Below are 12,904 nucleotides of genomic sequence, written 5' to 3'. Positions count from 1 at the left end.
CCCCACAAGGGGGAGGGGGATTCGGTCGCCGCCGCTTCCCCGCCTTCGATTCCTTTGGGATTTGCTGATGACGATGAGGTAGGTTTTGCTCCGCCCTTGGAAGCTGTGGCGCCTCCTCCTCCCCCTTGTGGGGAGGGGTTAGGGGTGGGGGTAGATGCCGCTGTGACCTCTGGCGATTTCGTGTCTGCGACAACATTCCCCTCGCCCGCCACCTTCAGCCGCACGATGGGCGAGCCGATCGCCACCGTGTCGCCGATCTCGGCGCCCAGCCACAGGATTTCGCCATCGACCGGCGATGGGATTTCGACCGTCGCCTTGTCGGTCATGACGGCGGCAAGCACAGTGTCCTCGCGCACCATGTCGCCGATCTTGACGTGCCATTCGACCAGCTCGGCCTCGGCGACACCTTCGCCGACATCGGGCAGCTTGATGATGTGTTCGCCCATCTCAGGCTCCCATGGTTTCAAGCAGGGCACGGCCGACCCGGGCGGGACCGGGGAAATAATCCCACTCCTGCGCATGCGGATAGGGCGTGTCCCAGCCGGCGACCCGCGCCACCGGCGCTTCGAGGTGATAAAAACAGTTTTCCTGCACCAGCGCCGACAGTTCGGCGCCGAAGCCGGACGTCAGCGTCGCCTCATGCACGATGACGCAGCGCCCGGTCTTTTTCACCGATGCGACGATCGTATCGAGATCAAGCGGCAGCAGCGTCCTGAGATCGATAATCTCGGCATCGATGCCGGTTTCCTCGGCCGCGGCCTGCGCGACATAGACCATGGTGCCGTAGGCGAGCACCGTGATGGCGGAACCCGGCCGGCGGATCGCCGCCTTGCCGAGCGGCACAGTGTAGTGGCCGTCGGCGACCTCGCCGAGCTCATGTTTCGACCACGGCGTCACCGGCCGGTCGTGATGGCCGTCGAACGGACCATTGTAGAGCCGCTTCGGCTCAAGGAAGATCACCGGATCGGGGTCTTCGATCGCCGCGATCAAGAGCCCCTTGGCGTCGTGTGGGTTGGACGGCACCACTGTCTTCAGCCCCGACACATGGGTGAACAGCGCTTCCGGGCTCTGGCTGTGCGTCTGGCCGCCGAAGATGCCGCCGCCGGTCGGCATGCGCACCACGATCGGGCAGGTGAAATCGCCGTTCGAGCGATAGCGCAGCCGCGCCGCTTCCTGGGTCAGCTGGTCGTAGGCCGGATACATGTAGTCGGCAAACTGAATCTCCACGCACGGCTTCAGCCCATAGGCGGCCATGCCGATGGCCGAGCCGACAATGCCGGATTCGTTGATCGGCGCGTCGAAGCAGCGGCTCTTGCCGTATTTGGCCTGCAGGCCCTGCGTGCAGCGGAAGACACCGCCGAAGAAGCCGACATCTTCGCCGAACACGACGACTTTGTCGTCGCGCCCCATCGACACGTCCATGGCATCGCGAATGGCCTCGATCATGGTCCGTCTCGGCATGGCTCAGACCCCCGCCTGCTGGCGTTGGCGTCTGAGATGCGGCGGCATCTCGGCGTAGAGGCCCTCGAACATGTCGCGCGTCGACGGCTTGCCGCCGGCATGCAGCGTGCCGTGGCTTTCGGCTTCCTTCTGCGCCGCGATAACCGTGTCGAGGATTTCCGCCTCGGCCTGCGCGTGCCGCTCGTCCGACCAGACGCCGAGCGCGATGAGATGGTTCTTCAGCCGCACGATCGGATCCCCGAGCGGCCAGGCGTCAGATTCGGTCTTCGGCCGGTAAGCGGACGGATCGTCCGAGCTCGAATGCGCGCCGGCACGGTAGGTGACATATTCGACTAGCGTCGGCCCGAGATTGCTGCGCGCCCGCTCCGCCGCCCATTTGGCCACCGCATGGACGGCGAGATAGTCGTTGCCGTCGACGCGCAGCGACGGGATGCCGAAGCCGAGCCCCCTTGCCGCGAATGTGCCCGAGCCGCCGCGCGCAATGCCCTGAAAGGTCGAGATCGCCCACTGGTTGTTGACCACATTGAGCACGACCGGTGCCTTGTAGGTCGAGGCGAACACCAGCGCCGAGTGGAAATCGGATTCGGCCGTCGAGCCGTCGCCGATCCAGGCGGCTGCGACGCGCGAATCGTTCGATATCGCCGAGGCCATCGCCCAGCCGACCGCCTGGATGTACTGCGTCGCCAGATTGCCGGAGATCGAGAAGAAGCCGTGCTCCTTCGACGAATACATGACCGGCAATTGCCGGCCTTTCAGCGGGTCGGCCTCGTTGGAATAGATCTGGTTCATCATCGTGACCATGGGATAGCCGTCGGCGATGAGCAGCCCTGCCTGACGATAGGTCGGGAAATTCATGTCGCCCGGCGCCAGCGCCTTGCGGAAGGCGCAAGCCACCGCCTCTTCGCCCAGATGCTGCATGTAGAACGAGGTCTTGCCCTGCCGCTGCGCCATCTGCATGCGCGCATCGAAAGTCCGCAGCGTCATCATGTGGCGTAGGCCGGCCAGCAGCTCGTCGCTTGAAAGCAGTCCGGCCCAGGGACCGACGGCCTCGCCAGTGCGGTTCAGCACGCGGATGATCGAGAAGGCATGATCGCGGATGGTGCGCGGATCGACATCGATTTCGGGGCGCGGCACCGAGCCGGCCTTCGGGATCGGCACATTGGAGAAATCGGGCGTTCCGCCCGGCCGCACTTCCGGTTCCGGAACGTGAAAACGCAACATCCCAGCATCGGCCATGACCTTTGTCCTCCAATGTTGCCTGGTGCCGATATTTGCATATCTGCACCGCCAGGCCAGTGCGAATTCGTCGGGTAGCCTTCGGACGTCGGTTCCGGCCGCGCCGGCCGATCCAGCCTCCCACGCACCAAGATGAAGATATGTCGGCGAAATTTCTTGTCGATGTTGGGCGCCGGCGCGCAATTAGAGAGAAGGTTGAGCCGGGTTCGCTGGCAGATAAGGTGATTGGGTAAGCGCGAAGCGTAATCTCCCCCCTTGAGGGGGAGATGTCGCCGAAGGCGACGGAGGGGGTCGCCGCGCATGGAGCGCCAACTTCTTCTTTCGGCGCATAAAATGCCGCATCCAGTCGAACCGACCCCCTCTGGCCTGCCGGCCATCTCCCCCTCGAGGGGGAGATCACGCACACCCCGGTTCACCCCACGCCCGCATCATGCTAACCAACCCGCCATGGCACAGAAGAAAGCTTACGAGGTCGACGGCTGGCTCGCGAAGCCGGACCAGCGCATTTCGATCGTCCTGCTTTACGGCCCCGATCGCGGCCTCGTCTCCGAGCGGGCGAAGGCGTTTGCCGGCAAGACCGGCCTGCCGCTCGACGATCCCTTCTCGGTGGTCAGGCTCGAGGGTTCGGAGGTCGACCGTGACGAGGGCCGGCTGCTCGACGAGGCCCGCACCGTGCCGATGTTTTCCGACCGGCGGCTGCTGTGGGTGCGCAATGCCAGCGGCCAGAAGGCATTGGCCGACGACGTCAAGGCGCTGACGGCGGAGCCCGCGCGGGATGCCATCATTCTCATCGAGGCCGGCGATCTCAAGAAGGGTGTCGGCCTGCGCGCCATCGTCGAGGCGGCCGACAGTGCCATGGCGCTGCCTTGCTACGCCGATGAGGCGCGCGACATCGACGGCGTCATCGACGCCGAACTGGGCAAGGCCGGCATGTCGATGACCATGGAGGCGAGACAGGCGCTGCGCCGCAATCTCGGCGGCGACCGGCTGGCCTCGCGCGGCGAGATCGAAAAGCTCGTGCTCTATGCCCATGGCCAGAACGAGATCGGGCTGGAGGAGGTCAAGGCGATGTCGGGCGACGTCTCCGGCGCGTCTTTCGACGACGCGGTCGACGCGCTCCTCGAAGGCAAGATCGGCGACTTCGACATCGCCTTCACTCGCCATTGCCAGTCCGGCGGCCAGCCCTTCCTGGTGCTGTCCTCGGCGATGCGGCAGTTGCAGCAGATCCAGATCATGCGCGGCCAGATGGAGTCCGGCAACCGCAACGCCGCCTCGGTCGTCGCCGCCGCCCGGCCACCAGTGTTTTTCTCCAGGCGCAAGCTGGTCGAGAAGGCACTGGAGCGCTGGAGCACCGACGCGCTCGGCCGCGCGTTGACCCGGCTGCAGACGGCGGTGTTGCAGACACGACGGCGGCCGGACCTTTCCGTGGCGCTGGCACGGCAGGCATTGCTGGGGATTGCGGTGGAAAGCAGCAGGCTGGCGCAGCGCGCCTGATCTCCCCCCTCTTGGGGGAGATGTCGCCGAAGGCGACAGAGGGGGTCGTTGCGCGTGGAGCGCTGGCCTCCTTACTTCCTTACTTCCTTACTTCCTTACTTCCTTACTTCCTTACTTCCTTACTTCCTTACGTCTTCATGTCTTCCGCAGGGGCGCCGGCGCTTGGTGTGAGGCGACCCCCTCTGGCCTGCCGGCCATCTCCCCCTCAAGGAGGGAGATTAGCGGCGTCGCCGATTTCGCCAAAAACCCGGCCTGAAGATAATTCGCCGGCTAATTATCGTTCCTGCTTCAGCCGCCTGCACAACTCATCGAGCTGTTCCAGCGAGCGATAGGCTACCCGAAGCGTGCCGCCTCTGCCCTTGTGGTCCACCGACACGATCATGCCGATCGTATCGGTCAACAGTTTTTCCAGCGCCAGCGTGTCGGCGTCCTTTTCGTCAGGACTTGGCGCCGGCCTGGCTTCCCTGGCGCTGCTGGTGCCGGCCGGCATCTGCGCCAGCGCTTCGGCCTGGCGCACCGAAAGTCCTTCTTCGACGATGCGCTTGGCAAGGCCCGCCGGATCTTCCGCCGTCACCAGCGTGCGGGCATGGCCCGCCGACAGCGCGCCGTCGACCAGCATGTCGCGAATCACGTCCGGCAGCTTCAAGAGCCTGAGCGTGTTGGCGACATGGCTGCGGCTTTTGCCGATCACCTGGCCGAGATCGGCCTGGGTGTAGCCGTGCTCGTCGATCAGCTGCTGATAGCCGAGCGCTTCCTCGACCGCGTTGAGATCGGTGCGCTGGACGTTCTCGATGATCGCCAGTTCGAGTGCGGTGCGATCGTTGACCTCACGGATGATGACCGGGATCTCGGACAGCCCGGCGCGCTGCGCTGCACGCCAGCGCCGCTCGCCGGCGATGATCTCGTAGCGTCCGGCCTCTATCGGCGAAGGCCGCGCCACCACCGGCTGGACGACGCCGTGTTCGCGGATCGACTGGGCGAGGTCGGTCAGCTCGGCGTCGCCGAAATGCCGGCGCGGATTCTTCGGATTGGGGGTCAGGAACTCGATCGGCACCTTGCCGTCGGCGCTCATGCCAGGTTTTTCAGGCGCTACTGGGCGATCGATCTCGCCGATCAGCGCCGCCAGCCCACGCCCAAGTCTCTTTCTCGAAAGATCTTCGCTCATCTTTATTCCAGTTGGCTATTCCAAATCGTTTCGGTATCGAATCGGCTCTTAACTATGCATCCGGCCTCATCAAGCGGCGCGTAACTTGCGCTCGCGGCGGATCACTTCCGATGCCAGTTGCAGATAGGCCTGGCTGCCCGAGCATTTCAAATCGTAGAGGATCGCCGGCTTGCCGTAGGACGGCGCCTCGGACACCCGCACATTGCGCGGGATGATGGTCTCGTAGACCTTGTCGCCCATATGCGCCCGCACATCCTGCACGACCTGGTTGGCGAGATTGTTGCGGCCGTCATACATGGTCAGCACGATGCCTTGGATGGTGAGATCCGGATTGATCGAGCGGCGCACCTGCTCGACCGTCTCCAGCAACTGGCTGAGACCTTCGAGCGCGAAGAACTCGCATTGCAGCGGCACGAGAACAGAATCGGCCGCGGCCATTGAATTCAACGTCAAAAGGTTGAGCGATGGCGGGCAGTCGATCAGCACATAGCCGAACGGTGCGCCGCGCTCGGTCGCGGCGCGCAGCGCATTGCGCAGCTTCAGCACCCGGTCGGGCGCGGAGGCGATTTCCATTTCGATGCCGAGCAGGTCGAGCGTCGACGGCACGATCGACAGGCCCGGCACGGCTGTGGGGATGGCCGCGGCTTCCAGCTCCAGCTCGCCGGTCAGCACGTCATAGGACGACACCGTCCGGTCCTTGCGGTCGATGCCCAGGCCGGTGCTGGCATTTCCCTGCGGATCGAGATCGACGATCAGCACCTTTTCGCCGATCGCAGCCAGCGCGGTCGCCAGATTGATGGCGGTCGTCGTCTTGCCAACGCCGCCCTTCTGGTTGGCTACGGTGATGATTCGGGGGCCATTCTTCATCATGGGTTTATGCCAGAAATTCATTTTGGGCGCCAAATCGCCTGTCAGTGACGGATCAGACAGGTCGCAGGTTGGACAATTCCAGGATGACGCCGCCAACGTCGGTCACACTTGGATGTTCTACCAGATCGAAGGACCATCGGTGAACGCTTTCTTGCACTTCGGTGCGGTAATCCCGGCCTTTGTGGAACAGGCCGCGCCCGCCCGAAATCAGCCAGGGCGCCGACAGCTCCAGCAAGGTCGAAAGCGGAGCCAGCGCCCGCGCCGTGACGATTTGCGGCGTCGAAACAAGCGCGTGGCTGTCATCTATGCGGCGCGCCACGACCCGCGCCGGCAGGCTGAACTGGCCGACGACGGTCTGCAGGAAGGACGCCTTTTTGCGATTGCTTTCAACTAGGTCGATGCTGGCGCCGTCGCGTTCGGCCAGCAGGAACGCCATCACAAGGCCTGGAAATCCACCGCCCGAGCCGAGATCCACCCAGCGTGTGGCAACGGGTTCTATGCGCCCGAGTTGGGCGCTGTCCAGGATATGGCGCTGCCAGACATCGCCCGACGTCGACTGCGCCACCAGGTTGATGCTGCGGTTCCATTTTTGGAACATCTGCTCGAACGCCACCAGCCGATCGAATGTTTCACGTGAAACCGGGCCTGCCGCGTCCTGCAGGCTCCCTAGGGAAATACTACTCACGCAACATCCTTTTGTAGGCGCTGGGCGCTCTCTGCATGGCGGACATGCGCGACAATGATCGCCAGCGCCGCCGGCGTCATGCCTTCCATGCGCTGGGCATCGGCGATGGAGCGCGGCCGCCGCGCCTGCATCTTCTGCTTCAGCTCGTTCGACAGACCCGGCACTCCGGCGAAATCGACCGTCTCGGGGATCAGCCGGCTCTCCTCATGACGGATCTGCGCCACGTCGGTCTTCTGGCGATCAAGATAGACAGAATACTTCGCTTCCGTCTCGAGGCGCTCCGCCGTCTTGCCGTCGATCGCCGCAAAGCGCGGATCGACGCCAGCCAGCCAAGCGACGTCGACGTCGGGATAGGAAAGCAATTCATAGCCGGACCGGCGCACGCCATCCCGGTTGATGTCCAGCCCGTGCCGCGCCGCCTCATTCGGCGTCATGGCGAGCGACTTCGCCAAATCCCGCGCCTCATCCAGGCTTTGCATGACCTGCCCGTAGCGCTGCATGCGCTGTGCCGAGGCGATGCCCAGTTTCGCCGCCAGAGGCGTCAGTCGCTCATCGGCATTGTCGGCACGCAGCGATAGTCGGAACTCGGCCCGTGACGTGAACATCCGGTAGGGCTCTGCGATGCCGCGGCTGGTCAAATCGTCGACCATCACGCCGATATACGCCTCGGTGCGGCTGAGCACGATTTGCTCGCTTCCCGCCGCCCGCCGTGCCGCATTGAGGCCGGCGAGCAGGCCCTGCCCGGCTGCTTCCTCATAGCCGGTCGTGCCGTTGATCTGACCGGCGAGGAACAGGCCGCCAACGCGCTTCGTCTCCAGCGTCTGATGCAGTTCGCGCGGATCGACATGATCATACTCGATGGCATAGCCGGGCTGCAGCATGATTGCGCGCTCCAGCCCCGGAATGGTTTTAAATATATCGATCTGCACATCTTCGGGCAACGAGGTGGAAATCCCATTGGGATAGACGGTATCATCGTCCAGCCCTTCCGGCTCCAGAAATATCTGGTGCCCATCCCTATCGCCGAACTTGACGACCTTGTCCTCGATCGACGGGCAATAACGCGGCCCAACGCCCTCGATCGAGCCGGAATACATGGCCGAGCGGCCGAGATTGGCGCGAATCAGCTCATGCGTGGCCATCGTCGTGCGGGTGATGCCGCACTCGATCTGCGGCGTTTCGATGCGGTCGGTCATCAGCGAGAACGGCAGCGGATCCGCATCCGCGGCCTGGCTTTCCAGCGTCGTCCAGTCGATGGTCCGGCCATCGAGCCGCGGCGGCGTCCCGGTCTTCAGCCGTCCAAGCTTGAAGCCTGCGCGGTCCATCGTCGCCGAGAGCCCAAGGCTGGCCTGCTCGTTCATGCGGCCGGCGACAATCTTCTTCTCGCCAATATGAATGAGGCCGCGCAGAAAAGTCCCGGTCGTCAGGACGACCGCACCGCAGGCAAGCCGCCTGCCGTCGGCCAGGAGAACAGCCGTGATCCGCCCATCGGCGATCTCAAAATCCAGAACCTCGCCTTCAACCACGTCGAGATCGTTCTGCTGCCGAATCGCTTCCTGCATGGCAAGACGATAAAGCTTCCGGTCGGCCTGCGTACGAGGGCCGCGCACGGCGGGACCCTTGCGGCGGTTGAGCAGGCGGAACTGAATGCCGGCCGCGTCCGCCACGCGGCCCATCAGGCCATCCATGGCATCGATCTCGCGCACCAGGTGGCCCTTGCCGAGCCCGCCGATCGCCGGATTGCAGGACATGACCCCGATCGTGCCGAAGCGCAGTGTCACCAGCGCGGTCTTGGCACCAGTGCGCGCGGCAGCGCTGGCCGCCTCGCAACCCGCGTGACCGCCGCCCACCACAACCACATCATAGTGATTGGTCATCACAAACTTCCCAGACTCGAATGATTGAGGGACACATGTCCCCGCGAGGCTTGGCTGTCAAGAAAACTCCGCGAGTCGTTTCACGTGAAACAGCCTTGCACCGCCATCGCGTGTGTTTCACGTGAGTCATCGGGGCACCGATGTTTCACGTGAGTCGCACCTTGCCGCTGCTCGAAGGTCTTACCCAAGCGTTCGCAACGTTCGTCATCCTAGGGCAAAGCAGGAGCGAAGCGACGTCGCGGAGACCCTAGGATCCATGCCGTGATCTTGGCCAAAGAGTACAGCGGATCAGAATTCTGCACCGTGGCGCGCGCTCAGAAGTCGCGGCATGGATCCTCAGGTCTGCGCCCCGTCGCTACGCTCCTTGCTCCGCCCGTGGATGACGAAGCGATGGGGCGTTCCGCAAACGGTCCATCAAAATCTCTGCATCGACAAACTGATTCATTTTACGAGAGCACATCGTTTCACGTGAGTCATTTCCCAATGCAGAACTGTGAGAAAATCACGTCCAGCATGTCCTCGACGTCGATGGCGCCGACAATACGGCCCAGGCGATCTGCTGCAAGCCGCAACTCCTCGGCGCGCAATTCCTGCCCGACAGTCCGGCCGTCCGTTGCGCGACGCAGGTGGCTATTCGCTGCGCCGAGCAATTCGACGTGGCGCAGGCGCGATGGCAGGACATCACCGACCCTGCCGGCTGCTTCCGCTGCCCGCCGGCCGATTTCCCCCAGCAGTTCCTCGACGCCCGTCCAGTTCTTTACCGAAATGACAAGGTCATAATCCTCCGTCGCGTCACTGGCCGCGCGGTCTTCCAGCAGATCGAGCTTGGTGCCTACGCGCAAGGTCGGCGCCACAGTCGGCAGCTCGCCGACATCTCTTGGGTTCGCGATGTCCTGAAGCAACAGCAAGAGATCGGCGCCATGTGCCTTGGCCCTCGCCTTCTCGATGCCGATAGCCTCGACCTTTCCCGGCGCATCGCGCAGCCCGGCCGTATCTGTAAGCCGGACCCGCAGCCCCTGGAGATCAAGTGTCACTTCAAGCAGATCCCGCGTCGTGCCGGGTTCATCCGTTACTATAGCGGCATCCCGCCGGGCCAGGGCATTGAACAGACTCGACTTACCGGCGTTCGGCGCGCCAAGGATAACGACCTCGAAGCCGTCACGGATGATCTCGGCAGCACGAAATCCGGCAACATGGCGGTCGATTTCATCAATCATGGTACGGACATCAGACCAAACCGCGTCCGAAACGGAACCGGGGACATCATCTTCATCGGCAAAATCGATCTCCGCCTCGATCATGGCGCGGGCGTGGATCAACCTGCGACGCCAGCCGAGATAGAGTTCGCTCTGAGCGCCTTCGGCATTTTGGACAGCAAAACGCCGCTGCGCCTCGGTTTCGGCGTTGACGAGATCCGCCAGCGCCTCGGTCTCGACCAGGTCAACCTTGCCGTTGAGAAAGGCGCGGCGCGTGAATTCGCCCGGTTCCGCGTGCCTGACGCCGTCGAAACCAGTTATCGTCTCCAGCATCCTGGCCACCACGGCGCGTCCACCATGAACGTGGAATTCCGCCACATCCTCGCCCGTAAAACTGGCCGGTCCGGGAAAGAAGACGACAAGGCCATTATCGAGCACGGTCCCGTCAGGCGCCCTGAATCTGCGCAAGACCGCGATGCGGCGCTTAACCATACCACCGGCAATCGTTTCGACAACGAATCGAGTCTGCGGGCCGGAAATACGGATAACGGCGACGCCGGCCGGGAGCCGGCCGCTCGACAGCGCTACGATGGAATCGCCTGAAATCATTTGCCCACTCTACCGAACCGCCCTAGCTTTACGCCCATCAGCCAATCGCACCCGAGTTTGCCCAGTGACGCTGCCAGCGCAAAACCTGCTTGCCGAAGAAGCCAGCCCCTATCTGCAGCAGCACAGCGGCAATCCCGTGCACTGGCGCGCCTGGTCGCCGGCTTCGCTCGAAGAGGCCAACGCGCTGGACAGGCCGATCCTGCTCTCGGTCGGCTATGCCGCCTGCCACTGGTGCCACGTCATGGCGCATGAAAGCTTCGAGGACGATGGTGTCGCCGCCGTCATGAACCGTCTGTTCGTCAATATCAAGGTCGACCGTGAGGAGCGCCCCGACATCGACCAGATCTATATGGCGGCGCTGTCCTCGATGGGCGAGCAGGGTGGCTGGCCGCTGACGATGTTCCTGACGCCGGACGGCAAGCCGTTCTGGGGCGGCACCTACTTTCCGCGCGAGCCACGCTATGGGCGCCCCGGTTTCATCCAGGTGATGGAGGCGGTGGACAAGGCCTGGCGCGAGAAGCGGGCGAGCCTCAACCAGAGCGCCGACGGCCTGACCACACATGTCGAAGCCCGGCTCGCCGGCTCGCACGCGAAAACAGGGCTCGATCGCGACACGCTGGCTGAGCTTGCCAAGGGCATAGACGGCATGATTGACCGCGATCTGGGCGGCTTGCGTGGCGCGCCGAAATTCCCCAATGCGCCGTTCATGCAAACGCTGTGGCTGTCCTGGCTGCGCGACGGCAACGCCAGCCATCGCGACGACGTCCTCAACAGCCTCGAACAGATGCTCAGCGGCGGCATCTACGACCATATCGCCGGCGGGCTCAGCCGTTACTCGACCGACGCCGAATGGCTGGTGCCGCATTTCGAAAAGATGCTTTACGACAATGCCCAGCTGATCCGCTTCTGCAGCTGGGCCTATGCCGCAAGCGGCAACGAGTTGTTCCGGGTCCGAATCGAAGAGACGATCGAGTGGCTGCTGCGCGAAATGCGCGTCGACGGCGGTGCTTTTGCCGCCAGTCTCGACGCCGACAGCGACGGCGAGGAAGGGCTGTTCTACACCTGGAGTCGAGAAGAGATAGAAGCCGCCCTCGGCGACGATTCCGCTTTGTTTTTCAAGCACTTCATCCTCTCCAGCCCGCACGGTTGGGAAGGCAAGCCGGTCGTCCACCAAACCCTGTCCCAACAATCGCACTATGTGATCGATCGCGAACAGATCGGCCCGCTCAAGGCGAAACTCCTCACCGTGCGGGAACAGCGGGTCAGGCCCGGTCTTGACGCAAAGACCCTCACCGACTGGAACGGCCAGATGATCGCAGCGCTTGCAGAGGCCGGCCGGTCGCTGGCGCGGCCCGACTGGATCGACGCGGCGGCAAAGGCCTTTGCCCACATCAGCACCGCCGGCCGCGACGGCCGTCTGCCGCATTCGATGCTCGGCGCCAGAAAACTATTCCCTGCTTTGTCCAGCGACTATGCCGCCATGGCCAACGCAGCGATCTCGCTGTTCGAGGCCACTGGGAATTGGAGCTATGTCGACCAGGCCGGCCAGTTTATCGAGCAGCTCGACCATTGGCACGCCGATACCGAAAAGACAGGTTATTACCTGACCGCCTCGGACAGCACCGACGTGCCGATCCGCATCCGCGGCGATGTCGACGAGGCCATTCCCTCCGCCACCGGCCAGATCATCGAGGCACTGGTCCGGCTGGCCTCCGTCACCGGCAATCTCGACCTGCAGGAAAGGGCCTGGCAAGTTGCCGAGCACGCCGCCGGCCGCGCGGCGCACCAGGCCTATGGCCAGGCCGGCATCGTCAACGCCTGCGCGCTGGCGATCGAGCCACTCAAACTGGTCATCGTCGATGCGCTTGACGATCCAAAGCTCGTTCCGATTGCGAATCGAAGTCCGGACCCCCGCCGCGTCGACGTTGTCGTGCCGATCGGTACGGGTACGAATCGACCCTTGCTGCCTGGCGGAATCCTGCCGCCGACCAACGAGGCGGGTGCATGGTTGTGTACTGGGCAGGTGTGTTTGCCGGTCGTGACGGATGCTGAAGAGTTGGAACGATTGTTGCGAGGGCTATAAGGGCAACGCTGCTCGATCAGCCCAAAATTGCGGCGCTGGCGCCGCCCCTCATTGCCCTGCCGGGCATTTCTCCCGTATAGGGACGGGGAGAAAGACGCCGTCATGGACGGTTTCGCCAATTTTCAAACGAGCGCCGAGGGTGCGGCCATCTCCCTTCTCCCCGTCACTATACGGGGAGAAGGTGCCGGCAGGCGGATGAGGGGCAGCGCAAGCAGTTGCCCGTTGGCC

The 12,904-nt window shown here is 63.7% G+C and carries 10 protein-coding genes; 2 read left to right on the top strand and 8 right to left on the bottom strand.

Annotated elements, in window-relative coordinates:
* From EN749_RS38860 to EN749_RS18900, 3 genes are all read right to left on the bottom strand, one after another.
* On the bottom strand, positions 1-446 hold a 446-nt coding region (locus EN749_RS38860), incomplete at its 3' end, for a biotin/lipoyl-containing protein (RefSeq protein ID WP_348629364.1).
* 1 nt (position 447) lies between these two features.
* Positions 448-1,461 carry an alpha-ketoacid dehydrogenase subunit beta gene (locus EN749_RS18905; RefSeq protein ID WP_127271317.1) on the bottom strand — a complete coding sequence of 338 codons (1,014 nt, stop codon included), beginning with the start codon at positions 1,459-1,461 and terminating at the stop codon, positions 448-450.
* Between the two features lie 3 nt (positions 1,462-1,464).
* Complete coding sequence (locus EN749_RS18900; protein WP_128363701.1) at positions 1,465-2,697, bottom strand: 3-methyl-2-oxobutanoate dehydrogenase (2-methylpropanoyl-transferring) subunit alpha; 1,233 nt, start codon at positions 2,695-2,697, stop codon at positions 1,465-1,467.
* Positions 2,698-3,144: 447 nt separating this feature from the next.
* Between EN749_RS18900 and holA the strand changes: the two genes are divergently transcribed.
* Positions 3,145-4,191 carry a DNA polymerase III subunit delta gene (holA, locus tag EN749_RS18895; RefSeq protein WP_128363700.1) on the top strand — a complete coding sequence of 349 codons (1,047 nt, stop codon included), beginning with the start codon at positions 3,145-3,147 and terminating at the stop codon, positions 4,189-4,191.
* A 274-nt stretch (positions 4,192-4,465) separates the two neighbouring features.
* Here the strand turns inward: holA and EN749_RS18890 are convergent, their stop codons facing one another.
* The 5 genes from EN749_RS18890 to mnmE all read right to left on the bottom strand — a co-directional run bounded on the left by EN749_RS18890 (position 4,466) and on the right by mnmE (position 10,593).
* Positions 4,466-5,356: a ParB/RepB/Spo0J family partition protein gene (locus EN749_RS18890; RefSeq protein WP_128363699.1), complete on the bottom strand. Its 891-nt coding sequence runs from the start codon at positions 5,354-5,356 to the stop codon at positions 4,466-4,468.
* A 69-nt stretch (positions 5,357-5,425) separates the two neighbouring features.
* A complete protein-coding gene (locus EN749_RS18885) occupies positions 5,426-6,226 on the bottom strand; it encodes a ParA family protein (protein ID WP_081738757.1) in 801 nt (266 codons plus the stop codon).
* Between the two features lie 52 nt (positions 6,227-6,278).
* Positions 6,279-6,911: a 16S rRNA (guanine(527)-N(7))-methyltransferase RsmG gene (gene rsmG, locus EN749_RS18880; protein WP_128363698.1), complete on the bottom strand. Its 633-nt coding sequence runs from the start codon at positions 6,909-6,911 to the stop codon at positions 6,279-6,281.
* Entirely contained in the window at positions 6,908-8,788 is a 1,881-nt protein-coding gene (gene mnmG / locus EN749_RS18875; RefSeq protein WP_128363697.1) for a tRNA uridine-5-carboxymethylaminomethyl(34) synthesis enzyme MnmG, read from the bottom strand. Before mnmG ends, rsmG begins: the two co-directional genes overlap by 4 nt.
* 473 nt (positions 8,789-9,261) lie before the next feature.
* On the bottom strand, positions 9,262-10,593 hold the full coding sequence (mnmE, locus tag EN749_RS18870; protein ID WP_128363696.1) for a tRNA uridine-5-carboxymethylaminomethyl(34) synthesis GTPase MnmE: 1,332 nt from the start codon (positions 10,591-10,593) through the stop codon (positions 9,262-9,264).
* Positions 10,594-10,657: 64 nt separating this feature from the next.
* On the opposite strand from mnmE, the gene EN749_RS18865 reads away from it, so the two are divergent.
* A complete protein-coding gene (locus EN749_RS18865) occupies positions 10,658-12,676 on the top strand; it encodes a thioredoxin domain-containing protein (protein WP_128363695.1) in 2,019 nt (672 codons plus the stop codon).
* Positions 12,677-12,904 lie beyond the last annotated feature (228 nt).

Source organism: Mesorhizobium sp. M7A.F.Ca.ET.027.02.1.1, assembly GCF_004022985.1.
GTDB lineage: Bacteria > Pseudomonadota > Alphaproteobacteria > Rhizobiales > Rhizobiaceae > Mesorhizobium.
This window is presented reverse-complemented; position numbering and strand designations above follow the sequence as displayed.

What these genes read in the sequence shown, in the direction of transcription:
- mnmE (WP_128363696.1), bottom strand. Translation starts at nt 10,593, where the DNA reads ATGATTTCAGGCGATTCCATCGTAGCGCTGTCGAGCGGCCGGCTCCCG.
- holA (WP_128363700.1), top strand. Translation starts at nt 3,145, where the DNA reads ATGGCACAGAAGAAAGCTTACGAGGTCGACGGCTGGCTCGCGAAGCCG.
- EN749_RS18900 (WP_128363701.1), bottom strand. Translation starts at nt 2,697, where the DNA reads ATGGCCGATGCTGGGATGTTGCGTTTTCACGTTCCGGAACCGGAAGTG.
- EN749_RS18905 (WP_127271317.1), bottom strand. Translation starts at nt 1,461, where the DNA reads ATGCCGAGACGGACCATGATCGAGGCCATTCGCGATGCCATGGACGTG.
- EN749_RS18885 (WP_081738757.1), bottom strand. Translation starts at nt 6,226, where the DNA reads ATGATGAAGAATGGCCCCCGAATCATCACCGTAGCCAACCAGAAGGGC.
- mnmG (WP_128363697.1), bottom strand. Translation starts at nt 8,788, where the DNA reads ATGACCAATCACTATGATGTGGTTGTGGTGGGCGGCGGTCACGCGGGT.
- EN749_RS18890 (WP_128363699.1), bottom strand. Translation starts at nt 5,356, where the DNA reads ATGAGCGAAGATCTTTCGAGAAAGAGACTTGGGCGTGGGCTGGCGGCG.